Here is a 24662-nt window from a genome sequence, read left to right on the forward strand (position 1 = left end):
CCGCTGCGGAATCACATGTCATCGCCGACCGCGAAGGCGCCGCACGAAGCTGACTCTCAGCGCGTGGGGTGCCCGGGCGAACATGGCGGGGGTGTCCTTCGCACTCCGTGCATCCGGGGATCTGCCGCACACAGGAAGGGCATGACCATTTCCAGCACTGCACGCCAACCCAAGGGCGTCCCCGTCGGCGGACAGTTCGCCGCCACCGCCCATGCCGAACCCGCGCTCACGCTTACGCCCGCCACCGGGACGAGCACCTCCTCGCGTGGCCGCACCACCACGGTGACGCTCCCCAACGGGGTGGTGGCCACCCGTACGAGCAAGACGAAAACCTACTCGCACGCCGTCGTGCTCTCCGAGGAGGTGCCCGAGTTGGTGGTCGCGTCCCGTGAATCTTCCATCCGTGCCAGCCGCACCCGCATCAAAGACCTCACCGAGGCGCTGGAAAACCCCAAGTTCGCCAAACGGCAACGGTTCCCGGGTGACAAGGACCCGGACGTCGGCTACCAGGGCAAACCCATCTACCACGGCTTCGAATACTTCCTGATGTCCCCGGACGGGAAAACCAGGCTGGGCGACACCCGCGGCAACTCCACCGGCGACACCCAGGGCATGTACGACGTGGAGACCGGGGACTACGACGTCCACAAGGTGGGACGCGCGATCCAGTTCCTGAAGGACCAGGCCGTGCTTGACATCAAGAACAACGAGCAGCGGATCACCGACGCGGAGATCGACATTTCCGCCGTCCAATCCGGCACTTACGATCTGGGGTCCCCCGGGGTCGCCAGCTGGTCCAGCCGTGCGGACCTGGCGGCAAAGGCCGCCGCCCAGTGGGCAAGCACCACCCGCCGCACCATGGTGGTTCCGGTCGACGAGTAGGAGTCATCCCGCAGGCCTGCCCGGCCCCCAACGATACCGGGCAGGCCTGCGGGATGGGCGGCCGGTCAAGGGCACGCCATCCTGACTGGGCTAGCTTTCCCGTTTGCCCAGTCAGGCCTCCAGCCTGACGCCGGGGGTGTGGGCGCGGATTATCCGAAGAGGGCTCTGATCGCCGGCAAGCTTTTTTCTCAGAACCTTCTCCTAATGGACGCACTGGGGGCACAGTGTTGCGTCGGAGATCGCCCATCCGGCAACTTCAGCCATCCGCACACTGATGCGCAGTGGATTCGCCGTGGTGAACGCGGCCCCGGACGGGCATTTTCCCTGTACTCCGTCGCATGCAATGACAACGGACCATGCAGTATTGACAGACACTGAGACCCCTCATTCCCGCGCCGATGGTCCGCACTGCTGCAGGATCAACCGGTGCTCCCGATAGGCACAGTCACAGACAAATCCCAAAATTGAACATGTCCAAACTGCTGGTGTGAGACTACGTCAAAATAATTGAACATGTCCAATCTGCTAAGATTGTTGGGATCACGACGGGTATGACCATCCCGACTGTCTGGAAGGAAGCATCCACATGGTGACATCGATGTCCATTGGCAATACACCGGGATCCTCCCTGGCAAGGAAGCTGAACCTTCTGCTCGACACTGCAGAAGCCGAGGGGCGCAAGGTCTCCTATAACGACATCAGCGCCGCAATGAAGGCTGCGGGGACTCCCCTGTCCCGCGGGCGCTGGCATTACATGCGGGCCGGAACCGGACCGGCCGTGAAAAAGGTTGAGCTCCTGCAAAACCTGGCAGAGTTCTTCGGAGTAAATAAGAACTACCTGCGCGACGACGGTGACGACGAGTTGCCGGCCCGGGTTGAGGCGCAGATGGAGCTCCTGACCACCCTGCGTGAGAAGAAGGTTCGCAACTTTGCTGCCCGGCAACTTGACGGACTCACCCCTGAAGTCCTGCTGCAGATTAGAAACCTCATCGATCAACAGCTGGACGGGCACGACGAGAACGATTGATCACGAAATCATCGTCTTGCTCCGCAACAGGTGAGATTGTCCGTTGATCCCATCTCCTGGCTGGTAATCTCACATGCTGGGGTGGGGCCCAATCTTATTGGCATCGAAAAAGGACCCGTTTCAACGCATGGATTACGTTGCCGCCCGCACTAGGGCCAAAGCAGCAGAGGATGCTCTGAACCTTCAGGACCCGGTGTCCCTTGAATCAACCCACCGGCATCTGGAGAAGCTCCGCAACCGCAAGATTCTCATCCAGCCAATGGATGGCCCCATCACCGACAAGGTGTGCGGGCTGTGGTTCGGGCTTGACCATATGGACTTGATCCTGCATGCCAGGGCCGTCTCTGAAGTGCATCGTCAGCAGATTGTGCTGCACGAATTTGCACATATGATCCTCCGCCACAAGCAGGAGACCCTCACCCCCGATTTCGCTCGCAAGTTCTTCCCCGACCTTGACCCGAACCGGGTGGTCAAGGCTCTGAAGCGCACCGACTTCATGGATGAGCTTGAGGTCACCGCGGAGCTCCTCGCGGACCGGCTCGCCTCCCGGATCCGCCTCTCCCAGGAACGCTCCGGCGGGCAACCTGAAAATTTCGGATCTGTGTTCGGATGATCCAAATAATCATGGCAGCAGCCCTCGCCATATTGGCCCTCGTTCGTGTGCCCGCCCTCAGAAGGAATGGCCGCGACACCGTCTTTGTGGCGGCCGTTTTCGAAGGCGCCGGGGCACTGCTGATGTCCCCCCTGGTGTACTTTCCCCTTGATCAGCTCCTCGGCGGAGCAAACCTGGTCAAGCTGATGATGCACACACTGCTAATCACCGGCCTGTGGTTTCTGCGGCGAGCGGTCCTCGAAGCCATCACACCCGTTGCTGGGGACCGGCCGTCCTGGATCCGTTCACTGCCGCTGACCCTCACGTTAGGCCTGCAGACACTGTTCTTTGTCCTCACCGGACCTACGGTCACCACGGGTGAGTGGGGAATCTACCATGTGAGGCCCGCTGGCGCGCTGTTCTCCACGATGCTCATTCTCTTCATTGGATGGATCTGCGCGGAAATTTCTATCGTATGCTTCCGCTATGTTCCGCAGATGCGGAGTTCATTCAGGGTCGGATTCAGCCTGGTCGGCGCCGGCTGCTTGGCTGGCCTGCTCGTCATCTTCAAGTTTTGCTGCGGCCTGCTCGAACAGCTTTTCCCCGTACTGAAACCTGTTGGTGAGTTCCCCAATGAAATCATCCACCTGATGGAAATGCTGGCCATCGTGTTGGTCGGGGCCGGCCTGACCATCCCCGCCGTCGCCGGCCGCCGCGCCCGCCTGAAGAGGATGCATTGGGCGGTGGATACTCTTGCCATGGTGGCACCCATCAGGGAAAGGGTGCTTCTGGGCGCATCAGCGGAGCGGCTGCTCGAAAGTGACCCGGACGCGCCTGTCCAGGACAGGTTGCACCGGATGATGGTGGAAATTTGGGACGCAGAACTTGCCGCCGGCGAGGACGGCGTTCTGACCACCGAAGAGCGTTTCTTCCTGCTCTCCGTCGACGGACAGCTTGACCTTCTCCCCGTTCACTGACCAGCCCCGGCCACCCAAGGAGCCCCGTGTTTTTCCCCACCCACCCGACACGTCTAGACCATCTATCAGGTACAGACCCGTTCGAGATCTACCGCAGGATGGTCAACTACGACTTCGGGTACGAATTCTATTTGGGCTTCTTCGTCGCCTACTACCGGAACTTCACGATCCCCTCGATCGCGAAAACCCTGGTCGCGAGCGGGGAAATCACCGCCCGGCCTTTGAAACGCTCTTACGACACCGGCATCGTCCTCCACGAGATCATTGCCAACGGCTTTGACAGCGACCGCGGCCAGGCCATGGTCGGGTTGCTTCGGCGCGTCCACAAAAACGTCCCCGGCAGTTCGGATGATTTCCTTTACGTGCTCATGACCTTGCTGGTGCTACCCCTGCGCTGGGTTGAAGCCCATGGCTGGCGCCGGCTCACCGAGCGGGAAAAGCAGTCGGCCGTGGCCTTTTACGTGGAGCTGGGGGCACGGATGGGCCTTGGCCGTGTCCCGGAAACTTTCGAGGAGGCGGGGCGGTTCCTCGACGAGTACGAGGACCGCTGGATGGGTCCGAGCCCGGAGGGTGCCACCCTCATGAAGGGCACCTCCCCCGCCCTCACGGGAGCCCTGCCAGCCCCGCTGCAGCGCCATACACCCCTCGTCCTGGCCTTGATGATGGACAAGCGCCAGGTTGCCCTCGCACTCGGCCTCAAACCCGCTCCAACCCTCCTGCGGTACGTGTTCAACGGCCTCCTGCGGGTGCGGGCCCTGAAAGCCCGGACGACCCCGATGCCGACCACCCCCGCCTTCACCCCGGGTCGCGCCAACCCGGCCGTCTACCCGAACGGCTACGCCTTGGCCGACGTCGGCCCCTCGTAATGCCATGAGTTTCCAATAGCGCCCGTCGCCGCACACATGGTGGGCATGACAACACCACAGAACCGTGTCCGGCCCGGCATCCCCTCCGGAGGCCAATTCGCCCCGACCGCCCATGCAGAGCCGGGCATCAGCCTGGGAAGCACCCGTGGTGACGGCGACAACACCATCAACCGCGAACCCGAGGCGGCGGCCCCCGTACAGCTCCCCGAAACCCAGCGCAGGATCCGCGGCCACCGGTTCTATGCCCCGAAGGCCGTCCTGGCCAAGGTCCCCGCCCTGGGCGCCACCGAGGACGTGCCGCTCATGGACAAGAAAGTGCATCTTCACTACTTCACCGGCGGTGCCGACTGGTACCTGATGGAGGTCGACCCAGCCAGTGGACGGGCGTTCGGTTTCCTGAACCCGTCCGGGCGCGGCGGCTCCTGGGGCTATGTCAGCCTTCCCGAACTTGAGGCCGTCAACCTGGGCGGATACCGGGTCGTTGAGCGCGACTGCCATTTCAGCCAGGGCACCCTGGCCGACGTCACCAGAAACCGTTGATGGGCCCCGCACGCCGGCCCCGGGGCGTCCCGGCGGGAGGCCAGTTCGCCGCGACGCCGCGTTCCGAACCGACCATCCAAATCCAGAAACTGGACCGGCTGCCCCACCCCTACTCCGTGTGGCCGCTCTCGACGGTTCCCCTGTCCAACGAAGGATACGGGTACAGGGGTGTGCCTCTGTCGAACCCCTCACCGGCCCCGGCAGGACCATCGACCAGGAAATCCTCGACAGGAAGAGATCGGGACTACAGTGCGCCAGCCTAAAGGCATCCCGGTCGGCGGCCAATTCGCGCCGACCGCCCACACTGAATCGGGCATCACCCTTGCTACCGCGCACCGACTCTCTGAACTGGAACTGCACGGGCCGATACCGGCAGCCCTTCCCGGCCAGACATATGCCGATGGCACACCCGTACCCGATGGGTCCTTTGCTGAGGCTTATGAAGCGTTTTTCCGCCCCTTGGACGCATACGAAAACGCTCAGGGCCCTTACCAGTCCACAAAGGGCCCCACCGGGGGTGAACTGCAGGATCTAGCCGGGCTCACCGGCGTCAACCTTGGTCGGGAACGCGGGACCTATCTTGAGGAGGATGTGGAAACCGGCGACGCGGTCATCGTCGTGCATACCCGAAATGGCGGCGGCAACCGCGAATGCTGGGGAGAACACGCAGACGATGATCCCTGCACCGGCTGTATCCAGGAAGACATCATCCCGACCCTGCCCACCTATCTTCGGGACGAAGACGATGACGGTGACCGCACCTACGCAAACAATTTTTTCCGTGCGGTGGACGTCGAGGCGGGTAGGGCCTTGGTCGCGGCCGACAGAATGAACAAGGGCCTGAGCCTGCGCAACCACCTTCGCCGGGCTATCGCCGACGGCAAGTGCGCCCCCTGGGAAATCCTCAGCCAGGTCCACGGCGAGTCGGTCCCCTATGAGCTCGTCAGCAAGCACAGCGAGGCCGTGAAGAACGAACGCAGCCATAGCCGCTACGCCAAGGCTGCCGAGGGGGTCCTCGAGGTGGTGGAAGCTGGTATGAAGGCTCCCGAGATCGGGCGGGACCTGCGTGGCCCGGTAAATCTGTCCAGGTACAACGTCTCTGTCGCCCGCGTGGCACGCTACCAGGTTGAGGCTACCGAGGCCCGGGCGCAGGAAGCTGTGTTGTCAGCCGAAATGCAGAGTGCACTCCTTCCCGCCGTGAAGGCTCTCGCAAGTGCCGAACTCGACCGGCTAGCCAGGACTGCTCACCAAGCGGAGGCCCTCTTGTTGGTGGAGCGGGCCAAGGTCCAAGAGTACGGGAAGGACCTGATCGTGTGGGCTGAACGCCAAATCCGCGAAACCAGCGCCTACGCGTCGCAGACCGTGGCGGCGAATGACGCGGTGGAGAACTTCCATTGGGCCCGGTCGTGGCCTGGTGAACTCGCGGATTGCCCGCCCAGACCGTCGGACGGATGACCTGGAGGGCCGTCTTGTGTGCGGTTGCAGCGTTTCCGGGGCACAGCCGCACACAGACAAGGCATGACTGAAAACATCACCCGCCAGCCTGCCGGCATCCCCGTCGGCGGCCAGTTCGCCGCCACCTCCCACGCCGAACCGTCCCTCGTCCTGTCCCGGTCCGCGGACCCGGAACGCGACCACCTGCGCGCCCTCATGGGTGTGGCGGCACGCACAGGCCTCTCCCCCGAATCGGTCAACCACATCGGCTCCCTGATGGGGAACAGCCCCGAGCCGGTGTATGAGGAGAATGCCGCCACCCTAGCCGCCGCCTACGCCGTCACGCCGGAGAACATCAAGGAGATCGACCGGATCGCCAACCACGGCGCCACACCCCTCACGGTCGCTCCCGGTGTGGACGAAGCCGCCGCGGACCTGCTGGCCGCCGGCGGCCTGGTCGGGCATTTGGAACCGTACCGGGGCACCAACCCGGACATCGAGGAGGGATCGCTGAGCTACACCTCCGTCTCCGGCCGGGAGCTGGCCCTCTCCAACATCACCGACGGGGAACTCGCCGTCACCTACGACGACCGGCACGACGAGGACAACCATTTCACCCTGGAGCAGGGCACCTATGGCGCCACCCCTGCGGAGAAGGTCGACACCGTCCGTGAGGCGCTCTGGTCCCTGGCCGTCAAGGACGCCAACTACTCCACCCCTGGCGGCCTCCACAACGGACACCTGTACGAACTGCGCGACACCATGATCGAGCGGGGCACCTCCGACGCCACCGCTTCCTTCGTTGTCCAGAACGAGGACACCGGCGACTTCAACATCATCACCCACTGCTTTGCCGACCGGACCACCACCATTGAACGCGACGGCGACAAGCTCGACGGTTTGGCCGCCGAATGGGAGCTCGCCGCCGTCTTCGAAGACATGCGCAGCGAACCCGACGACGGGGACTTCAACGCCCACGCCGGCAAGGTCTTCGCAAACCTGCTGGCCACCGCGGCCGCCGACGCCGACGCCCCGGCCTGGGCCCGCACGGCAGCCGGACAGCCGGTGGCCCGATGAGCGCGGCCCGGCACCCTGGCGGCATCCCGGCCGGGGGACAGTTCGCCGCGACCGCGCATGCGGAGCCGGGGGTCGCCCTGCACGCCGGCGGCAGCCCCCGGAACGAGCTCGAGAGGGGCATGGCCCGCTGGGCGGCGTTGAAAGGGGGTTGGGACCGGGAAGCTGATGACCTGCAGACTCAGAGCGAACGGCTCCGGGGGCGTCGCGGCCGCCTTGCCGGCGCTGGGGCGGCCAACACCCTGCTTACCGGATTCCCCCGTGCCGCCGTGCTGACCTACACCCGCAACACCAAAACTGGGCTCACCGAGCTCGACGGGATCTATGATGCCAGCGGTGCCAGCCTGCTGGGCAACGAGGACCTCAGCGACGCCCAGTCGCCGAACCGGCCCACCAGGGAGCAGTGGTCGTGTGCGGAACGCTCCGTGCGCCACCTCGAGGGGACGTCGCTTCCGAACCCCGAGGCCCAGGGCATCAGTTCTCTCGGGGATGTGGTGGAGCGGCTGCACCTGGACACGGCCCTGGAGGACGCCCTCGCCTACATGGGCGATGAAGGACGGACCCCCGCCCAGGCCTCCAACGACCGCATGCGCCGGGCGCTTCAGAGCTGGTCCGAGACAGTGGATGACCCACAGACCACGTTCCGGGATTTGCTCACGGACATGCGCCACTACGCCAACGGGCACGGCATCGACCTGGACCAGGCGCTGGAGGACTCGCGTGCAATGCATGCCTTCGAGACGACCAGCGCCGATTTCACGGGTGGCCGCTGATGACCGCCGCCCGCCAGCCCGCCGGCATTCCGGCCGGGGGCCAGTTCGCCGCGACCACCCATGGCGAGTCGGTCCTGGCCCTGGGTGCCGGGCCCGGCTACGACCCCGAAAAGGTGCTGGCCGGCATCCTCGAGGAAGCCCACCGCTCCCCGCTGGGGTCCATGGGCAAGTTCTACTGGGACACCAAGAACGCCTTCCGTTCCGGCTCCACCACACCCGAGGAGGTCATGGGGGTGCTGGAGGGCGCCAACCACGGCGGCCGGTGCGCACGCCACGCCGACGACCCGTCCCAGTCCTCCCCGGAACGCCACTGCGCCGACTGCCACCTGTGCGTCATGGTCCAGGCGCGCACCCGCCCGGCCCCGGCCCCGGTGTCCTACGGTGTGGCGCCCGGCCGGCCGCAACGACACCACCTGACCGCCGGCACGTCCACCACCGACTACGACGATGATGACGAGGCGGTTTCCACCACGACGACGGTGATGGCGGGGGATGAGAAATTCGCCGCGGCCATCCGTCACCTGTTCCGTGCTCCGGCAGATGCGGAGGTCACCGTCTCGAAAACCGAATGGGAGGACAACTCCCAGTACACGGCCGAATCATCCACCGAGATCATCATCACCTGCGATGGACTCCCGGCCACCTACGCAGACATGGGCTCGCTCATGCGGGATCTGGACCGCTCCACCCTGCCAGACCCCCTCGAGATGGCCATGCGGTTCATGCAGGCCTCCGACGCCCCGCGGCCACTGCTGCACGGGATGGCCGCCGTCTACCTGGACCGCGGCGAATACAGTGCCCCCGAACCGGTCTTCGGAAAAATCCTCAACGTCTTCTCCCGCGACCCCCGGCCGTTCATCGAGTTCATGCACCGGGACGGCCGCAAGGAGTACCTGAAGCTGGACCGCATCGCCGCCATCCTGGAAACCGACCAGTCCGGCATCTACAACGAAAGCTGACCCGATGACCTCCAGCACTGCCCGCCAGCCCGTCGGCATCCCGGCCGGGGGACAGTTCGCACCCACCTCCCACGCCGAACCCGGCATCTCACTCGCCACAGCCACAGGACAGCCCGCCCAGGGCGCCCAGGACGCCACCACCGACCGTCCGTGGCGCCCCTACGAGTTGTCCCCCAGCCCGGATGGCACCATTTTGTACGACGAGGGCGGCCTCACCACCGACTGCCAGCACAAGGTGCCGGCGACCCGCAGCGAGGCCCGGCGCGCGCTCTCGGCCCCGCGCCTCCAGGGCCGGTTGGGCCGGGTGGTGGACATGGGGGCAATGCCCGGGCGCACCAGCTCCTACTATGACGACGACTACGAGGTTGTTGGCCCCACCTCCGGCGCCCCCCTGGTCATCCGGGTGTCCTCGGGCCACCACCGGTTCAACATCCGGTCCGGCCGTGTCCACGTCGAAGTCTCGGGCGGGTTTGACGGCGGCGGCGTGGACGTTCTGGGCGGGGATGCCGGCATCGTGGTGGACGGCGACAACTCCTCCCGGATCACCGTCCGCGACGGGGCCCACGCCCGCATCGCCCTGTCAGAACCTTCCCGCGTGTCCATCCAGGCCCTGGGCGGCACCACCTACGTCACCGGTGGAGGCCCGCGCAGCAGGGTCGCGGCGGCAAAGGAGGCCACCGTCCATCAGGATGGGCCACCGGAGAACCGGCTCCCGGTGGCGACCCTGGCCTGATCGTGTGTGCGGCTGCCGTTTCAGGGCGGCAGCCGCACACAGAGAAGGCATGACCGATAATAGTTCACGCCAGCCAGCAGGCATCCCCTCCGGCGGCCAGTTCTCCAGCCACAAACATGGTGAGCCTGAGTTCACCATCGCCCCCTCCGCGAATCAAAGTTGCGCCGAAGAGCATGTGGCAATCAGCACAAGGGCGCAAGCGCAGCGCCGCATCATCGAGCGTGCCATCGTGGAGGAGGATATGCTCCGTGCCGACTCCGCCATCACCGGTGCCCGGCGCCAGTTCCCCGTGGCGTTTGCAGGTGCTCTGCTGGTCAAATTCCGCGACGACGCCAGTGGCCGGCTGGAACCTGTGGGTGTTTCGGCGTACAACCGGGACGTGGCCGCCGGCGACTCGACCTGGATGCGCTATGAAGCCCCGGAGACGCCGGGCTGCAACATTGCCTCCGATCTGGGCTCCATCAACCCGGAGAACGTCCGTCTGCTCAAACTCACCAACACCGGTCAGGCGGGTGTCTTCGCCATGCCCATCAACCGCGGCTACCACAAAGAGGTTACGCGCCCGGACCTGACGAGCACCCCCGCACAGGCCTCCGAGAAGCGTGCCGCTGCGGCCATGGCCATTTGCGCGGAAGGGGAAGAAGCACAGGTCACCATGCGGGACTTGCTCACCGACCTGCGCCACCACGCCGACAAGCACGGGATCGATCTGAACGAGGCATTCGATGAGTCCTACAAGGTGTATATCGAGGAGAAGGACGACCAGTCTTTCAAGGACGGCTACTGATGAGCGCCGCACGCCAGCCAGCAGGCATCCCCTCCGGCGGCCAATTCGCCGCCACCACGCATGCCGAGCCGGGGATTGTCCTGGGTGCCGGCTACGGCCAGGTCGCCCGCTTCGTCACCACCCGCGACCTGTTTGAACGCGAAGTTGCCGCCGCCACCGGAGGGGCCGAACAGGACCACAAACACCCGGAACGCAAGGCAGAGGCCAAGCGCCTGCTGGTCAACACCCGCGGGGAGCGTGACGGGAAGGTCCGCCACATCCACCTTGACTCCAGCAACTCCCCCGACGCGAAGATCGGGGAACATGTACAGGTCGTAGGACCCAAGGATGGCCGGCCCATCATCGTCAGCATCAGCTCCGGCCTGCCCCGACTGAAGGTCACCTCCGGCACCGCCATCATCCGTGCCGACTCACGCTGGGGCAACTCCGTCTCCGTCGGGCCCGGCGCCGAGGCCATCATCATCGCCGACGCCGACAGCAAGGTCACCACCGAGGTCGACCCGGGCGGCAAAGCCACCTTTGTCTGCGCGTCTGCCAACAACCGTTTCCACGCCTACCCCCGCGGCGACGCCATCGTTGACCTGTCCCACGGGACGGACACGGACCGGATCCGGTACGTCCCACACCGCTACGATTTCACCGGAGCCACCTCATGACCACCAACACCGTCCGTCAGCCAGCCGGCATCCCCGCCGGTGGCCAGTTCGCCGCCACCTCCCATGCCGAACCCGGTGTCAGCCTGGCGCCGGCTGCACCGGAGCCCAAGAACCCCGACTGGCATGCCCTGGCCGACCAGATTACGGCCAACGGGGCCAGAGTTGAAAAGGCCCGGAGCGTGACCGCCCAGCTGGTCTCCCTGGAACTGGTGAAAGCCTATGCCGGGAACTCCCGCGCAGCCTTGGATGCCGGGGCGGAGAGCTCCTCGGCCATGTACCTGATCGCCGCTTCGTCCCTGCAGACCCTGGCCGAGAAGCTTGAGAAGGCCGGAGAGGACCCCGCTGCGCTCCGTTCCGCGGTCACCTCCGCGCGCCGGTCCCTCTCGAGGACAGGGTCCCTGTTGGACGGGTTCCACCCGACCGGACGGCAGCCCATCTTCCGTGAAGCCGACACCGTGCTCGGCGAATTGGAGACCTTCCTGACCTTCCCCTCCCCCGACCAGAACGGATAGAGCACCATGACCACCACCCCCGCACGCCAGCCCCAGGGCATTCCTGTGGGCGGACAATTCGCCGCCACCTCCCACGCCGAACCCGAAGTGCAGCTTCAGGCCGTCCCGCAGCTCCCGTTCAAGATGACCGATGCGGTGCTGGACCGTGACGAGGTGCGCGAACGACGTGAACGGCTCCAGGAGCAGACCGACCGCATGGACCAACTCAGCCAGGCCCACTCCGTCCGCGGCGTCGCAGCCGCGATCCTGGTCAAGTTCCCGGGTGCGACGACGTTGCGCATCGGCGAGAACGAGGACGGAGAGAACCAGTACGACGCCGTCTCCGTCACGGACGCCAACGGGGCCATCCTGGCCCACACCGATAATGACGATGCGTGGGTGGACGAGGAGATGCTCCAGAACGGGCCCAGCATCCAGGAGCTCGTCTGGGACCTGAATCCGACGGATGACCGCTGGGCCGCCGGCATCGGCACAATCCAGGGGGCAGGGACGCGTCAGCGCAAGCTGGTCGACATCGACTTGCAGTCGGCTGTCAACGCACCACTGCCCACCATCCCGGAGGAGAACGACCCCTACACGCGCTCCTTCAGCGAGGATGAGCAGCGGGTCCTCGTCCAGACCGCCTTCGAGGGCGTGGCCGAGCTTGAAGACAAGCTGAACGAACGGGCCAGCGACTACGAGGGACCCGACCTGGCCCGGATCCAGACCCAGCTCGATGCGGTGAACATTTTGCTCACCAACACGAACCCCAGAGTCTAGAGAAGACGCATAAAGTGGGGCCGCCACCGGACAGTTGGGTGGCGGCCCCTTTTTCTATGCGGCGGGGACCGGGTGGTATCTTTCGACGGCCAGGCTCTCCAGGTCGAGGGAGGCCAGGTTCCCGGGGCAGAATTCCTTGTGCAGGACGTGGACGCGGGTTTCCATGCCGGGCATCAGCCCGGTCCGGCTCTGGTGCCAATGGCCGGAGAAGACCCGTCGGGGTGTGGTGTTGCGGACCGCCTCACGGACGAGTTGGCGGCTGATGAAGGATTCCCGTTCCAGGAACTCCGGCAGGTCAAATTCGCTCACCAGGTCGATCCCGGCCGGAACCTCATGGGTGATCAGCACATCCAAGGGGTCATGGCCCAGGCGCTCCACATCGGCGGGGATGACCTCCTCTCCCATCCACCAGGACTGTCCTTCCACCCGCCACTGGCGGTCGATCGAATAGGCCCCGCCCAGGGCACCGAAGCGGAGACCTCCGATCATCCAACGGTGTCCGCGCGGGGCGTACAGAAGCCGGTCGCTGATGATCCCAAACCCGGCCCCATTCAGCGGCAGGGCGCGCAGCTTCGGATGCACGTCATGGTTGCCGTCAATGAAGACCATGGTGATGCCAAGCTCATCCAGGAGGCGTGCCAGCCGGTGCGTGAACTTCATCTCCCCCGGCCACAGCACGGCCAGATCCCCGACGTGGACGATCATCGTGAAGCCATCACGCGCCGCCTGCCGAAGGACGACCTGCATCCACCCAACGTTTCCATGCCAGTCGCCGCCGATCAGAATCTTCGTATTGCGCGGTGGCGCGAAGCCACCGTGTGAGTCAGTCTCCATGGCCGCCATGTGTGCGGCACCCCGGCTCCGGCTTCCCGCCGAGGAAACCCGCCGCGGCCGCACACAGAGAAGGCATGACCACCACCGCAACCCGCCAGCCCAAGGGCATCCCCGTCGGCGGCCAGTTCGCCGCCACCACCCACGCCGAACCAGCCGCCACCCTCCCCGCACCGGTCCAGACAGCTACCGTGCACGAACGCGTCCACGCCGACCTGCTGGGCGACCGGCTGAACCCCCAGGAGGAGGCCCGCGCGGCGCGCGAGGCCATCGATGAGGCATTGGACACCGGCGACCTCGGTGCCGACGGCGCCCAGGTGTGCGACCTGTCCCACGACGATCGTCTTGTCCGCCTTGCCGTGGACCGCTATGTGGTCACCGGGCGCGACCATCTCGGCGAACTTCCCCCTGAAAAAACCGGGTACCGGCTCGGGCGGCTACTGCTCGAACTGCACGGGGAAGACCTAGCCGACGCCATGAACTCACAGGAAGGTGAGCTCGCGTGAGCGCCGGCACCCGCCAGCCCAAGGGCATCCCCGTCGGCGGCCAGTTCGCTGCCACCACCCATGCGGATCCGGAGGTGCGGCTGGACAAGCTGCGCGAGTACGCCAAGCCGCTCCCCTACCCCATCGGGTCCAGGGCCATGTCGGGCAACCAGTTTGGCACCGTCACGACTGAACCCGACCGTCTGGGAAACATCCGGCTTCGCCTGGACGATGGCTGGTCGCTCATCACCAAGTCCACCAATGTCGTGCCGTGGGATGCGCATCTAGACTCTGTCATGCCGGTGCCCAACCGCATGTCAGTCCCGGGTCTTGACACTATTCCGCAGGAGCATGCCGACCGGATGCTGCGCCGCAGCTTGGTGAAAATGCGCAACGCCCTCGAATCAACCGCCAACACCGGCCAGACCTACTATCAGGGGATCGCGTGGGGTGAGGCGGAGGTGGTTGCGGCCCTCATGGATGCCGACTCTGACCCTGAAGCGATCCGCCTGGGCGCGGGTGCCCAGCTTCTCCTCGGTCTCCCGCTGGGATCGGCCGCCGAAGAGCTGCGGCCGGAGGAAATCAAGAGGCGCTCCTCCGCTCCCCTCTCGGGGGTCAGGGCGCTCCGCCTGGCCGGGTACTTTACCTCCCAGGCCGTGCAGATGCAGACGGTCCTCGGCGCGAAGTCCCAAAACGAGTGGGGCAACACCGAGTGGACGAAGCAGGGAGCCATGTACGCCTATGCCCAGGCCGCCGTCCGATTCGCGGACGGGGCGGCCCCTGGCGACAACAGGCATCACGAGGACCGCTTCACCCGGTTGCTGATGGAGGGCGAGACGAATACCGACACCATTATCGGCGAGACGTTCGACGAGGGTTCCTGCTAGCCGGCACGCCTGACCGGCCGGCCCGGGCCAGCACCTCGGGTCACCGTCACAGGGGCCGCCCCTGTTAAGCAGTGCGGGCACGTCACCTCGTCGGTGACGGTCCAGCCGGCACGCACGGCCCTGCGGATGTTTCCGGCCAGGGTGGAGGACACCAGCACGACGGGGGCTGATGCGCTGCAGCGGACCCCTCCCCCACCGTCGCAGGACACTGTGGTGCGGTAGCTGACAGTGATGGACATTTGCTCCCCGGAGTGGTTCAACATCATTGCTTGTTCAGGTTGGTGACAAGGCAATGCTAGGTCCCGTATTTTCCAGAATGCCCCGGATAGGGGTTTTTCACCCGCGACTTCATCCGGCGTGAGGCTGCCATCGCCGCGAGCACCGTCGAGGGGCACGCCAGGGACAGGCCCCGCCAGAAATTGCCGGCTGGGCCTGTCCCTGGGCTAATTCTCCAGGGGCCGGCCGCGCGGGACGGTGTCCGGGTCGGTGTCGAACTGGTTGCCGTTGTTGTGGGCCCGTTCGAGTTCCGCCACTTCGCGTTCAACGGCGGCGAGGATGAAGTCCGAGAGGGTGCGTTTGCCGGTCAGATGCCGGGTTGCCATGTAAGCCGAGCGCATCCGGGCCCCCGAGTCCCTGGTCTGGAAGAAGCTCGTCTTGCGGTACTCCTTTTTGGGGGCAGCCGGCGGCTGCTGGACCTGGACGGGTTCTGGTGCGGCAGCCGGGATGTTCTGGACCGGGGCCTGGTAAACGGGGGCCTGGTAAACGGGAGGCTGTGGAACCCATTGCTGTTGAATGGGCGCGGGTGCCACAGGCTGGGCCGGGGCTGCAGGCACCTCCACCGGGGCGGGCGCCGGATCGACCGGCACAGGGACTGCGGCGGCGGGTGGTGCATCGGTGGGCCCATCGACAGGCCGGTCGGGAACCGCGTGGAGCCTGTCGGCCGCGAGGGCCTCCCCTACCGGCTCAACGTCCGCCGTCATTTCGGCGATGACACTCGTGGGCCGGGCTTTCCTGAGGCCGCTCTTGCCGCGGATCAGGGCCAGGGCATCGGGGCTCCCCGTCCGGTCGTCGGCTGGCTTCGGGATGCTCATGCCTCCGTTCCTTTCAGGATGAGGGCGGCCAGCTGGATCAGGTCCGCGCGCAACGGCATGGTCAGCGACCCGAAGGCCCGCAACGGGTGCGAGGCTGCCTGTGCCTTGGCGAAGACTTCACGGTCCGGAAGCATCGGATCCAAGACCAGATCCCCAAAGTCGGTGCGGACCTTGCTGATCCAGTGCTCCTGGTCGCTGCGGCCCTTCCGTTCCTTGTTGATGATGACGCCGACCAGTTCAATGTTCTCGTTGAGGTTTTCCTGGACCTCGGCAATGGTGGTGACTATCTCGGAGAGTCCGTCCACGGAGGCGACGCGAGGCTCGGTTACTAGAAGGGCGTGGGTGGCGGCGGTGAGGGCGTTGACGGTCAGCAGACCGAGGGATGGCGGGCAGTCGATGAGCACGACGTCATACGCTTCCGCGACACCCTTCAGGGCGATGCGGAGTCGGTGTTCGCGGGCCATCATTGAGTCCCGTTCCCGCGAGGCCAGGTTGCGTTCCGAGGCGATCAGGTCCAGCCGTGGAAAGTTTTGGTCCTTGTCGGGGTTCGCCTGCCAGTTCTTCCCCGCCGCCATGATGGCGTCAGCGGCCACCCCGGGCATGATCTTCTGGTTGTTCGACTCGTCCCCGTAAAGGACGTCGTTGAGGGTGAATTCGGGATCCGTCACGCCCATGGCCGTGGTCGTGTTGCGTTGCGGGTCGGCGTCGATTACCAGGACCCGCTTCGACAAGGCCTGGGAGTAGACCTCCGCCAGGCCGGTGACGATGGTCGTCTTGCCGACCCCGCCTTTCTGATTGCATACGGCGATGATCGCTGCCGGCATGTGTTCGTACCTTCCGTTGACGGTTCAAGGGGTGCGGAAGGCCCACCTATGGCAGGATCATCGGGCCGGCACCGATGATCCCAGCGTAGCCCGCAACCGGTCCAAAGTCGGGCTGCCACGCCAGACGCAAATGCCTCCATACGCGCCAATACCGCCGTTGGCGCAAATACCACCTTTTGCGGCATATGCGTGAACGGCTCCCGTGGTGCCATTTGCGGGGTTGGCGGCAATGCCACCATTTGCGGGATACATTCATGCGCAAATGCCACCAAATCGGCTATGCGTCATTTGCGCTCAAGGTGCCATTTGCGCAAAGCCCGCCCTCCAGTCCAGAAATGGTCCCGCCGCGTACGTGGCGCAATAGGTGGCATTTGCTCCGCACGATCCTGTCGTTGTCGCCGCCTCAGGCGGGAGCTGGGGGGTTCTCGGGAGGGAAGCGCTGCCTTGGCCACAAAACGGCCCTGGTGGGTTCCAGGCGTGCAGTCGATTCCGCCCCATGGGTACCATTTGCGGTGTTTTACCGCGCCTGGCAGAGGCCTCATCGCGCAAAAGGAACCCTTGGCGGAAAACCCGCTTATGGAACTACTGTCTCAAATGGCACCATTTTCGCAACCACCTCACCACTCAGCAACGAAACAGCGCATATGGTGGCATTTCCGCCCGTCAATACTCAGGGAGCCGTTTGATCAAATGGTGGCATATAGATAAATTGGTGGTATTTGCTACTTGGGTGCCTTTCCCGCATAGGGTGGCATTACACACCTGGCGAAGGCGTCGGCGGGGCGCAATTGCCACCATATGCGCACAGGTGCGGGGCGGCGGCGGGGTTCCGGGGGAGGGGTGGCTGCTGGCACGACGTGCCGGAAGGGGTGCCCCGGCGCGGCCGTCTGTGGTTGGTGGGCGAACGGAGGGGTCTGCGCCGGGGTGCCTGGAGAGGGATCGGGCTTGGCCGCTGCGGATCGAATCGAGGGAACGAACCCGGTGGAGTGGACGTGGGTCTGCTTCGCCCTGTCGGGCGTCGATCGACTCCAGGGCTTACCGGGGGAGTGGAACGACTCATATGGAACCTTTTGCGCAATCTGTAAAGGTGCCACTTGCGCAAAGGGTACTGTTTTCACGACGATGATGTTGATCCGTCAGGCTAAATGCGCGTCTGGACAGGGGAGTGGGCGGTCCTGCGACAACTTCACCTGGACCGCCGGAACGCCATGTCCGCCAGGGCCCAGTCGTCTGGTGGCCCTTCAAATGCCTCCCATGGGTAGTCTTCGTCGGGGGAGAGGAGCTCGGCGACGGTGGTGACGTGCCTGGTGAGCCATTCCTTCCACAGGATTCGTTCGACCCGGTAGCGGTGCAACTGTACGGCCACCGTCTCCAGGACCCCGAGGTGTTCGGCCAGCTGCTTCAACGACGTGGTAGCCACGATTGTCCAGGCCCGGCCACCGTTCCGGGAGATCAAGTTCCAGGAGGCCAGTATTTCCAGCGCCTCGTTTACTGCGGAGCGCGAGAGTCGGGTGACCCGGACGATCTCGGCGGTAGGCAGCGCGGGGGAGTGCTCGAGAGCTTCGTAGACGAAGGCCGCCGGCAACCCCAGTTCTCGGAACGCCGGGCGCAGGGCGTGGATCTTCCCCTTCTGCCAGGACGCGCCCTCGGCCGCGGTCTTTAACCCTTCGGGGACGGTAAGCATATACAGATCGCCCTTCGTTCCGCGGCCTACCTCAATCAGGGTAACCAGGGGGTCCTTCTCCGCACGCAGCGCCCTCAAATGCATACCGACCGTAGTGTGATCCAGGCCGGTGGCGACGGCAATGGAACGGACCCCGAATTCAATGAACCGGGACGCGGTAAGGTGCGCTGCCTCCCCTAATGACCTGAGCACCATTCGTCGCGCCAGGCCCGTTCTCGATTCCTGATAGGTCACCTCTCTGATTCTGAGCGCATTCCGCCAGGTCCGGATGAACCGGTGCTCCGCATCGGGAGTCGACGAAATTGGATGCAAGCCCTGAAGTACTAGGGGCTGTGTACTTGGCTGGCTTGTGGGGGATCTACGGACATCGTTGGTTCCGACCACGATCACGGGTTTTTTGCTCAGATAAGCGACGGCGCTCAACCAGTCCCTACGCAGTGCCGGAACCCGGTGCCGGGAGGCATAACGGGCGTAGAAGGAGGCGAGCCCCGGCCAGGTCCCCTGCATCATCCGGCGTTCGACGTCCACGAGCTCCAGGCCGGCGGCCGCGGCCCCCGTGACGACTGCCTGGCGGGCCTCCGAGTCGGAGGCGTACCGGGTGGTGTCGTAGAGTCCCGTCTGAGCCATCAGCTGCATGGTTCGGGACATCCGGCCGGCAGGGTGCTGGAATTGCGGTGCTGCGGTGGTCGCTGGTGTAAGGGTCTGCTCAAGCCGTAGCGCCCGGACGGCGGCGACCTCGCCGGCCAGGTCAGCGGTCATCGCCTCCCACACGGAGGGGCTGTTCGGTCGGCGGGCGATGTCGTAGGCCATGGACAAGCTCATGGCGAGCTGCTGGTGGCCGCCGCGCTTGTGCAGGGAACCAGGGGTGCGCATGCAACCGTGGAGGAGGTTCTGGTGCGGTGTCGTGTCCAGGCTGCGGTGCCGGGTCCCGAGTGCCTCAACCAGGTCACGCGCCTCGGTGAAGGAGACGCGCCGTTCCAGCGGGATGTAGACGTGGCGGCCTCCGTTGGGGGAGTAGTCCTCAATCCACCGGGCGCCGCAGCCGTACAGCCACGCCTGGACGGCCCGGACGTCCGCCTCCACCCAGTCAATGCCGGCCACGGAGGAGTCAAAGTCGAGGAAAATGGCGGCGCAAGCGCCGTCCTTGCCGAAGATCCGGACCGCGGCAGGGAATGACGGCAGGGCCTCGGTGAGGGCGCGTTCGTGCTTTTGCGGGTAGGTCTTTCCAGCGTCACGGGAGAGGCGGATACGCGGCTGGCCAGCCAGCAAAGGGGCCAGCGCAGCCCACGCCTGGGCAGGGTCGGATGACTCGTGCGACACGCCAGCAAGAGACTGGGCTGGCAGCACAGAGCCGTGCTGTTGTACGATGGGGCTAATCCTTTCGGGATTAAGTCACGAAAAAGGTCCAGTCCTCCAAGACTGGTCACGAATAAAAGCAGAATAAAAGCAGAATAAAAGCAGAATAAAAGCAATACTCAGATGATCCTGTGAAGGACCATCGCGACTTACGATCTGTTCAGCCGGCAAGCAATCCAGATGGTAAGTCTCAATCTTCGAAGGCCCGCCTAGTGCGGGCCTTCTGTTTTTACGAGGCGAGGCTGATCGGCAACTCCTGCTGGGCTTGGGGAGCGATCTGCGCCAAATCTTCCTTGAGGGAACGCACAACGGCAGACGTGACGTAGTCCGAGACGGTAATGCCCTTGAATGCGGCGACATGTGCGACGTCATCAGCCGTCTGCACCTGCGCGCGAAAGCCAATGAACTTGCGGAGGCCCTTGCTCGGGCGCCCGCCTCCACGATTGATTACTGCAGTCATAGTCATGTCCTTTGAATCTCGTGCAGCCGCTAACTGGCTGTCACTACTTCATCGTTGGCGTTGCTGTTGGCCATCCACTACCCAGGGGTTCTTGTTTCCGGCTGATCTGAAAGTAACACCGTCAAGGAACATTTCTGGGGATTTGTTTTCAGAAAACAGGCGTGTCGCGTCGCGAGCCTGTGGGAACGATGCCGACCGACGCGGAATCCTCCGCCTCCAGGTCCTCTTCCCAGCTTTCCAACAAATCCAAAAATAGCTGACCCTCCCCACATGCAGGGCGGATCGGCCGTTTTTTCACCCCCGACTTAACCCTCGTGCGACGAATCCCTCGGCTGGCGTCGCCGATCGTGCCTCTGCCTGGCGGCCCGGACGCAGTGGATGACAGGCGAGCAGGCGAAGGGTCCCTGGACTTCTGGTGTCGATCCCGCCCCAACACGCAGAATGGCCCGGCCGCGGTGCTCTACACGTCCGGGTGGACCCTGCGTCCGAGGTGATGATTTGACGCTGCGGGAGGTTGTTCCGCGGGCTGAACTCGCGCCTCACAATGGAATATTTTTTATGCCGATAATGAACGTTATGTCAAGTACAGAAACTTTAGATAAATAAACAAGTATCACTCAGCTATAATGATCGTATGGCGAAGAAACTCACGCAAGACCAGGAAGCCCTGGCATCGTACGTCTGGATGCTGTCCCGCCACCGGGCGGCCCTGGCCCGCCAACTGGCCGACGTGGAACAGTTCGAACGCGACGCCGTCGCCGCCGCCGGCCAGTTCGGCGTCAAGCAGGCACTGTTGGCGACCCTGGCCGGCCGCAGCCCGGGGCGGATCTCCCAGATCATCAGCGCCACCCCGACCGATTTCGATGCCGCACCCCAGGACATCCGGGAACAGTGGCGCCAGGCCCTGGAGAACCCGGCCGGGCATTTGGAACGCTACTCATCCTTCGGCCGGACGCCGGAGGACCTTGCGGCGTGGACTGCGAAACACCGGCTGATCCACGGTGAACACCACGACGGCGGTCACTGACACCAGCCAGGGCGCAGTCCCTGTCCACCGACGTTCCAGGGGCCGGCGCCTCCCCTGCCGAAAACATGGAGGCCGGCATAACTTGCCTCCCTGCCGCCGATCACAGATACTCGGTGTGGATCCGTGGGAGGCACCACACTCCCCGATCCAGGCCGCCGGACACCACGGCCGGCCAACGCCCCATCACAGCCTGCCGGGCACACCACCTGGCCTGGCCCCGCGCACCCCATCCCGGCACCCGCGGCCCCTCCCCCATCCCGGCACCGATGCTTCCGGCAGCACACCTCGATGGCCCAGTACTCCTATAGCTGTCCCTAGGTGACAAGTAGCATGATCTGGCATGGGTGCGAATCGGGAGCTATCGACGGATGAGCTGGTGGGGACTTGGACGCTTGTCGGCGATGACTGGGAGTTACTCGGCAACAAGTCGGGGGTGACCCGGCTGGGTTTTGCCCTGTTGCTGAAGTTCTTTGAGCTTGAGGCCCGCTTTCCGCGGGCTGGATCGGATTTTCCTCACGGTGCGGTGGAGTACGTTGCGGACCAGATCAAAGTCGAGGCAACGGCCATCGATGATTACGAGTGGTCCAGCAGAACGGCAAAGCGCCATCGGACCCAGATCCGGTCAGCCTTCGGATTCCGGGAGTTCTCCCGCGGCGATGAAGAGAAGATTGCCGGGTGGCTGGCCCGCGAGGTGTGCCCGGTTGAACAGCGGGACGAACAGTTGCGCGAAGCCATACTTCTCCGGTGCCGGGCTGAGCAGATTGAGCCGCCAGGGCGGATTGAGCGCATCATTGGCTCCGCCCGGGCAGCGTTCGAGAAGGACTTCTGCGAGTCCACCGTCGCCCGTCTGGGTGCGGCGTGTGCGGACCGGCTGGAGGGTCTGGCTGCTGACGGAGCCGATATCGTGTTGCTGGCAGAGTTGAAGGCGGATCCCGGTCAGGTGGGGTTGGAAACCTTATTGAAGGAGGTCGGCAAGCTCGCCGCGATCCGTGCTCTGGGGTTGCCTGCCGGGCTGTTCGCGCATACGCCGGACAAACTTGTGGAGGCCTGGCGGTCCCGGGCGGCCCGGGCCTACCCCTCGGACCTGAGGGCGATGCCGGCACCTGTCCGGTTAACGCTGTTGGCTGCGTTGTGCTGGCAGCGGTCTTCGGAGATCACAGACGCCCTGGTCGATTTGCTGATCGCCTTGGTGTTGAAAATCAATACCCGGGCTGATCGGCGGGTCGAGCGCGAGCTGACGGAGGATCTGCGCCGGGTTCGGGGAAAGGAAGGGATCCTGTTCCGGATTGCTGAGGCTGCGATCGGCCATCCCGACGATACTGTCCGGGCTGCACTGTATCCGGTGGTCGGGGAAAAGACGTTGAGGGAACTGGTCCGTGAGGCCAAGGCCAACGAAATCGCATTCCAGGGCCGGGTCCGGACCGTGTTGAGGAGTTCCTACTCCAACCATTACCGCCGGATGCTCCCTGCCCTGCTGGCGGCGTTGTCCTTTCGCTGTAATAACACTGCATACCGGCCTGTCATGCAGGCTCTGGAGCTGCTCAACCGCTACGCGGGTGTGGATGGGAAAGTCCGGTACTACGCCGACAACGCTGCCGTCCCGGGTGAAGGTGTCGTTCCCAAGGCCTGGAGTTCGGCGGTGGTCGATGAACGCGGCCGCATCGAACGTATTCCGTACGAACTATGCGTGCTGGTAGCGCTGCGGGATGCAATCCGCCGCCGGGAAATCTTCGTCGATGGCGCCAACAAATGGCGGAACCCGGAAGATGACCTGCCCCAGGACTTCGAGGCTAACCGCGAAGTTCACTACACCGCGCTACGCCAGCCAGTGGACCCCTCAGAGTTCATCAGTGACCTGCGCGAACGCATGGCAGCAGCGTTGGAACGCTTGGATTCTGCCCTGGTCAATGACACAGCGGGCGGGGTGAAAATCACCACCCGCCGCGGGGATCCCTGGATCGGTGTGCCGAAACTTGAACCGCTCCCCGAACCGCAGAACCTCAAGGCCCTCAAGGACGAGGTCATCCGCCGCTGGGGGACCATGGATCTCCTCGACGTACTCAAAGACTCGGACTTCCTCGCGGACTTCACCGCGGAATTCACCTCTGTCGCCTCCCGGGAAATCCTGGACCGTGACACGCTGCGCCGGCGCCTGCTGCTGTGTCTGTTCGCTCTGGGGACAAACATGGGCATCAAGGCCATCGTGGACACCGGCGGCCACGGAGAAAGTGAACGCGAGCTGCGGCACGTCCGCCGGCACTTCATCACCCGTGACAATCTGCGCCGGGCTATCGCCAAACTCGTCAATGCCACCTTCGAAGCCCGCGATCCCGGGTGGTGGGGTACCGGGACCGCCTGCGCCTCGGATTCAAAGAAATTCGGGTCCTGGGAATCGAACCTCATGACTGAATGGCACAACCGTTACGGCGGACCCGGGGTGATGATCTACTGGCACGTCGAGCGACGCTCCACCTGCATCTACAGCCAGCTCAAAAACTGTTCATCCTCCGAGGTCGCGGCCATGATCGAAGGCCTGCTGAGGCACTGCACCGACGCTGACATTGAAGCGAACTACGTCGATACCCACGGGGCATCCATCGTCGGCTTCGCCTTCACCGAACTGCTGGGATTCAAACTCCTGCCACGGCTGAAAAACATCGGCTCCATCCGCCTCTACCGCCCCGACGACACCGCCGTCCAAGGCGAGCTGGGCCCGGTGCTGACCCGGCCCATCCGGTGGGATCTCATTGCCCAGCAGTACGACCAGATGGTCAAATACGCCACCGCTCTCAGGCTCGGAACCGCTGAATCCGAATCAATCCTGCGCCGCTTCACCCGCGGAGGGCCCAAACACCCCACCTACCAGGGGCTGGAGGAGCTCGGCCGCGCCGTGCGCACGATCTTCGCCTGCGACTACCTCGCCGACCCGGAACTGCGCCGGGAAATCCACGGCGGACTGCAGGTCGTGGAGAACTGGAACAGCGGCAACACCGTCATCTTCTACGGCAAAGACGGCGACCTCACCGGCCCCGACCGCGAACACGCAGAAGTATCCATGCTGACCCTGCACCTGTTGCAGTCCGCCCTCGTGCACGTCAACACCCTGCTGCTGCAAACCGTCCTGGAAGCACCGGAATTTCACGACAGTATCGGCCCGCACGAACGCCGAGGGCTCTCCCCGCTGTTCTGGACCCACATCAACCCGTACGGCAAATTCCACCTCGACATGAACACCCGCCTCGACCTCACCCAGTCAAACAGGCCGGACGATCAGGACCGTGAACCAGGAGCCGCCAGCCCAAATGCCTCGTAACCCTTAGGTTGCAAGACAGGTCGGTGAGACACCTGTCATTTTCCTCTAATGGTTCTTGGCAGGGCTGGTACCCGCTGGCAGAAAAAGACTTAGGGACCCGACGATGAGCGCCCAGTGCGTGAACCATCAGTGC

Annotated in this window: 24 protein-coding genes; 19 read left to right on the forward strand and 5 right to left on the reverse strand. The window is 64.5% G+C overall.

Annotation, left to right across the window (positions count from 1 at the left end; all coding sequences use genetic code 11):
- Nucleotides 1-141: 141 nt before the first annotated feature.
- From ACQCSX_RS22075 to ACQCSX_RS22145, 15 genes are all read left to right on the forward strand, one after another.
- Nucleotides 142-882, forward strand: coding sequence for a hypothetical protein (locus ACQCSX_RS22075; protein WP_427019382.1), 741 nt, complete (start codon nucleotides 142-144; stop codon nucleotides 880-882).
- A 598-nt stretch (nucleotides 883-1480) separates the two neighbouring features.
- The gene (locus ACQCSX_RS22080; protein ID WP_427019383.1) at nucleotides 1481-1909 is read left to right on the forward strand and encodes a hypothetical protein; all 429 of its coding nucleotides are present in this window, start codon (nucleotides 1481-1483) and stop codon (nucleotides 1907-1909) included.
- 127 nt (nucleotides 1910-2036) lie between these two features.
- A complete protein-coding gene (locus ACQCSX_RS22085) occupies nucleotides 2037-2522 on the forward strand; it encodes a hypothetical protein (RefSeq protein ID WP_427019384.1) in 486 nt (161 codons plus the stop codon).
- A gap of 11 nt (nucleotides 2523-2533) precedes the next feature.
- Nucleotides 2534-3478 (forward strand): hypothetical protein, encoded by a 945-nt coding sequence (locus ACQCSX_RS22090; protein WP_427019385.1) that lies wholly within the window; start codon nucleotides 2534-2536, stop codon nucleotides 3476-3478.
- Between the two features lie 26 nt (nucleotides 3479-3504).
- Nucleotides 3505-4344 carry an oxygenase MpaB family protein gene (locus ACQCSX_RS22095; RefSeq protein ID WP_427019386.1) on the forward strand — a complete coding sequence of 280 codons (840 nt, stop codon included), beginning with the start codon at nucleotides 3505-3507 and terminating at the stop codon, nucleotides 4342-4344.
- A gap of 45 nt (nucleotides 4345-4389) precedes the next feature.
- Nucleotides 4390-4884, forward strand: coding sequence for a DUF2958 domain-containing protein (locus tag ACQCSX_RS22100; protein WP_427019387.1), 495 nt, complete (start codon nucleotides 4390-4392; stop codon nucleotides 4882-4884).
- Nucleotides 4885-5133: 249 nt separating this feature from the next.
- Complete coding sequence (locus ACQCSX_RS22105; protein ID WP_427019388.1) at nucleotides 5134-6339, forward strand: hypothetical protein; 1206 nt, start codon at nucleotides 5134-5136, stop codon at nucleotides 6337-6339.
- 63 nt (nucleotides 6340-6402) lie between these two features.
- A complete protein-coding gene (locus ACQCSX_RS22110) occupies nucleotides 6403-7395 on the forward strand; it encodes a hypothetical protein (protein ID WP_427019389.1) in 993 nt (330 codons plus the stop codon).
- The gene (locus ACQCSX_RS22115; RefSeq protein WP_427019390.1) at nucleotides 7392-8165 is read left to right on the forward strand and encodes a hypothetical protein; all 774 of its coding nucleotides are present in this window, start codon (nucleotides 7392-7394) and stop codon (nucleotides 8163-8165) included. Before ACQCSX_RS22110 ends, ACQCSX_RS22115 begins: the two co-directional genes overlap by 4 nt.
- Nucleotides 8165-9124 carry a hypothetical protein gene (locus tag ACQCSX_RS22120; RefSeq protein ID WP_427019391.1) on the forward strand — a complete coding sequence of 320 codons (960 nt, stop codon included), beginning with the start codon at nucleotides 8165-8167 and terminating at the stop codon, nucleotides 9122-9124. The genes ACQCSX_RS22115 and ACQCSX_RS22120 overlap by 1 nt, the downstream gene beginning before the upstream one ends.
- A 4-nt stretch (nucleotides 9125-9128) precedes the next feature.
- Complete coding sequence (locus ACQCSX_RS22125; RefSeq protein WP_427019392.1) at nucleotides 9129-9857, forward strand: hypothetical protein; 729 nt, start codon at nucleotides 9129-9131, stop codon at nucleotides 9855-9857.
- Nucleotides 9858-10032: 175 nt separating this feature from the next.
- A complete protein-coding gene (locus tag ACQCSX_RS22130) occupies nucleotides 10033-10644 on the forward strand; it encodes a hypothetical protein (protein ID WP_427019393.1) in 612 nt (203 codons plus the stop codon).
- Nucleotides 10644-11300, forward strand: coding sequence for a hypothetical protein (locus ACQCSX_RS22135; RefSeq protein ID WP_427019394.1), 657 nt, complete (start codon nucleotides 10644-10646; stop codon nucleotides 11298-11300). The genes ACQCSX_RS22130 and ACQCSX_RS22135 overlap by 1 nt, the downstream gene beginning before the upstream one ends.
- Nucleotides 11297-11812, forward strand: coding sequence for a hypothetical protein (locus ACQCSX_RS22140; protein WP_427019395.1), 516 nt, complete (start codon nucleotides 11297-11299; stop codon nucleotides 11810-11812). The genes ACQCSX_RS22135 and ACQCSX_RS22140 overlap by 4 nt, the downstream gene beginning before the upstream one ends.
- 6 nt (nucleotides 11813-11818) lie before the next feature.
- The gene (locus ACQCSX_RS22145) at nucleotides 11819-12571 is read left to right on the forward strand and encodes a hypothetical protein (protein ID WP_427019396.1); all 753 of its coding nucleotides are present in this window, start codon (nucleotides 11819-11821) and stop codon (nucleotides 12569-12571) included.
- Between the two features lie 54 nt (nucleotides 12572-12625).
- Here the strand turns inward: ACQCSX_RS22145 and ACQCSX_RS22150 are convergent, their stop codons facing one another.
- Entirely contained in the window at nucleotides 12626-13414 is a 789-nt protein-coding gene (locus tag ACQCSX_RS22150) for a metallophosphoesterase family protein (protein WP_427019397.1), read from the reverse strand.
- Nucleotides 13415-13479: 65 nt separating this feature from the next.
- On the opposite strand from ACQCSX_RS22150, the gene ACQCSX_RS22155 reads away from it, so the two are divergent.
- Together ACQCSX_RS22155 and ACQCSX_RS22160 are read left to right on the forward strand one after the other, a co-directional pair.
- The gene (locus tag ACQCSX_RS22155; protein WP_427019398.1) at nucleotides 13480-13908 is read left to right on the forward strand and encodes a hypothetical protein; all 429 of its coding nucleotides are present in this window, start codon (nucleotides 13480-13482) and stop codon (nucleotides 13906-13908) included.
- Nucleotides 13905-14774, forward strand: coding sequence for a hypothetical protein (locus tag ACQCSX_RS22160; protein WP_427019399.1), 870 nt, complete (start codon nucleotides 13905-13907; stop codon nucleotides 14772-14774). The genes ACQCSX_RS22155 and ACQCSX_RS22160 overlap by 4 nt, the downstream gene beginning before the upstream one ends.
- Nucleotides 14775-15217: 443 nt before the next feature.
- Here ACQCSX_RS22160 and ACQCSX_RS22165 read toward each other — a convergent pair whose 3' ends face one another.
- From ACQCSX_RS22165 to ACQCSX_RS22180, 4 genes are all read right to left on the reverse strand, one after another.
- Nucleotides 15218-15865: a ParB family protein gene (locus tag ACQCSX_RS22165; RefSeq protein ID WP_427019400.1), complete on the reverse strand. Its 648-nt coding sequence runs from the start codon at nucleotides 15863-15865 to the stop codon at nucleotides 15218-15220.
- Entirely contained in the window at nucleotides 15862-16689 is an 828-nt protein-coding gene (locus tag ACQCSX_RS22170) for a ParA family protein (protein WP_427019401.1), read from the reverse strand. Before ACQCSX_RS22170 ends, ACQCSX_RS22165 begins: the two co-directional genes overlap by 4 nt.
- Before the next feature lie 1186 nt (nucleotides 16690-17875).
- Complete coding sequence (locus tag ACQCSX_RS22175; protein ID WP_427019402.1) at nucleotides 17876-19693, reverse strand: MarR family transcriptional regulator; 1818 nt, start codon at nucleotides 19691-19693, stop codon at nucleotides 17876-17878.
- Nucleotides 19694-19958: 265 nt separating this feature from the next.
- Nucleotides 19959-20189: a hypothetical protein gene (locus tag ACQCSX_RS22180; protein WP_427019403.1), complete on the reverse strand. Its 231-nt coding sequence runs from the start codon at nucleotides 20187-20189 to the stop codon at nucleotides 19959-19961.
- A 634-nt stretch (nucleotides 20190-20823) separates the two neighbouring features.
- Here ACQCSX_RS22180 and ACQCSX_RS22185 point away from each other — a divergent pair.
- Complete coding sequence (locus ACQCSX_RS22185) at nucleotides 20824-21216, forward strand: hypothetical protein (protein ID WP_427019404.1); 393 nt, start codon at nucleotides 20824-20826, stop codon at nucleotides 21214-21216.
- Between the two features lie 340 nt (nucleotides 21217-21556).
- Nucleotides 21557-24529 carry a Tn3 family transposase gene (locus tag ACQCSX_RS22190; protein ID WP_427019405.1) on the forward strand — a complete coding sequence of 991 codons (2973 nt, stop codon included), beginning with the start codon at nucleotides 21557-21559 and terminating at the stop codon, nucleotides 24527-24529.
- The last annotated feature ends 133 nt before the right edge of the window (nucleotides 24530-24662 follow it).

The sequence above is a fragment of the Pseudarthrobacter sp. P1 genome, assembly GCF_050156935.1.
Taxonomy (GTDB): domain Bacteria; phylum Actinomycetota; class Actinomycetes; order Actinomycetales; family Micrococcaceae; genus Specibacter.

Coding starts and splice junctions, on each gene's coding strand:
- ACQCSX_RS22155 (WP_427019398.1), top strand. CDS start 13,480: ATGACCACCACCGCAACCCGCCAGCCCAAGGGCATCCCCGTCGGCGGC.
- ACQCSX_RS22080 (WP_427019383.1), top strand. CDS start 1,481: ATGTCCATTGGCAATACACCGGGATCCTCCCTGGCAAGGAAGCTGAAC.
- ACQCSX_RS22145 (WP_427019396.1), top strand. CDS start 11,819: ATGACCACCACCCCCGCACGCCAGCCCCAGGGCATTCCTGTGGGCGGA.
- ACQCSX_RS22110 (WP_427019389.1), top strand. CDS start 6,403: ATGACTGAAAACATCACCCGCCAGCCTGCCGGCATCCCCGTCGGCGGC.
- ACQCSX_RS22185 (WP_427019404.1), top strand. CDS start 20,824: ATGGCGAAGAAACTCACGCAAGACCAGGAAGCCCTGGCATCGTACGTC.
- ACQCSX_RS22140 (WP_427019395.1), top strand. CDS start 11,297: ATGACCACCAACACCGTCCGTCAGCCAGCCGGCATCCCCGCCGGTGGC.
- ACQCSX_RS22075 (WP_427019382.1), top strand. CDS start 142: ATGACCATTTCCAGCACTGCACGCCAACCCAAGGGCGTCCCCGTCGGC.
- ACQCSX_RS22100 (WP_427019387.1), top strand. CDS start 4,390: ATGACAACACCACAGAACCGTGTCCGGCCCGGCATCCCCTCCGGAGGC.
- ACQCSX_RS22165 (WP_427019400.1), bottom strand. CDS start 15,865: ATGAGCATCCCGAAGCCAGCCGACGACCGGACGGGGAGCCCCGATGCC.
- ACQCSX_RS22120 (WP_427019391.1), top strand. CDS start 8,165: ATGACCGCCGCCCGCCAGCCCGCCGGCATTCCGGCCGGGGGCCAGTTC.
- ACQCSX_RS22085 (WP_427019384.1), top strand. CDS start 2,037: ATGGATTACGTTGCCGCCCGCACTAGGGCCAAAGCAGCAGAGGATGCT.
- ACQCSX_RS22190 (WP_427019405.1), top strand. CDS start 21,557: ATGGGTGCGAATCGGGAGCTATCGACGGATGAGCTGGTGGGGACTTGG.
- ACQCSX_RS22090 (WP_427019385.1), top strand. CDS start 2,534: ATGGCAGCAGCCCTCGCCATATTGGCCCTCGTTCGTGTGCCCGCCCTC.
- ACQCSX_RS22135 (WP_427019394.1), top strand. CDS start 10,644: ATGAGCGCCGCACGCCAGCCAGCAGGCATCCCCTCCGGCGGCCAATTC.
- ACQCSX_RS22115 (WP_427019390.1), top strand. CDS start 7,392: ATGAGCGCGGCCCGGCACCCTGGCGGCATCCCGGCCGGGGGACAGTTC.
- ACQCSX_RS22150 (WP_427019397.1), bottom strand. CDS start 13,414: ATGGCGGCCATGGAGACTGACTCACACGGTGGCTTCGCGCCACCGCGC.
- ACQCSX_RS22170 (WP_427019401.1), bottom strand. CDS start 16,689: ATGCCGGCAGCGATCATCGCCGTATGCAATCAGAAAGGCGGGGTCGGC.
- ACQCSX_RS22125 (WP_427019392.1), top strand. CDS start 9,129: ATGACCTCCAGCACTGCCCGCCAGCCCGTCGGCATCCCGGCCGGGGGA.
- ACQCSX_RS22180 (WP_427019403.1), bottom strand. CDS start 20,189: ATGACTGCAGTAATCAATCGTGGAGGCGGGCGCCCGAGCAAGGGCCTC.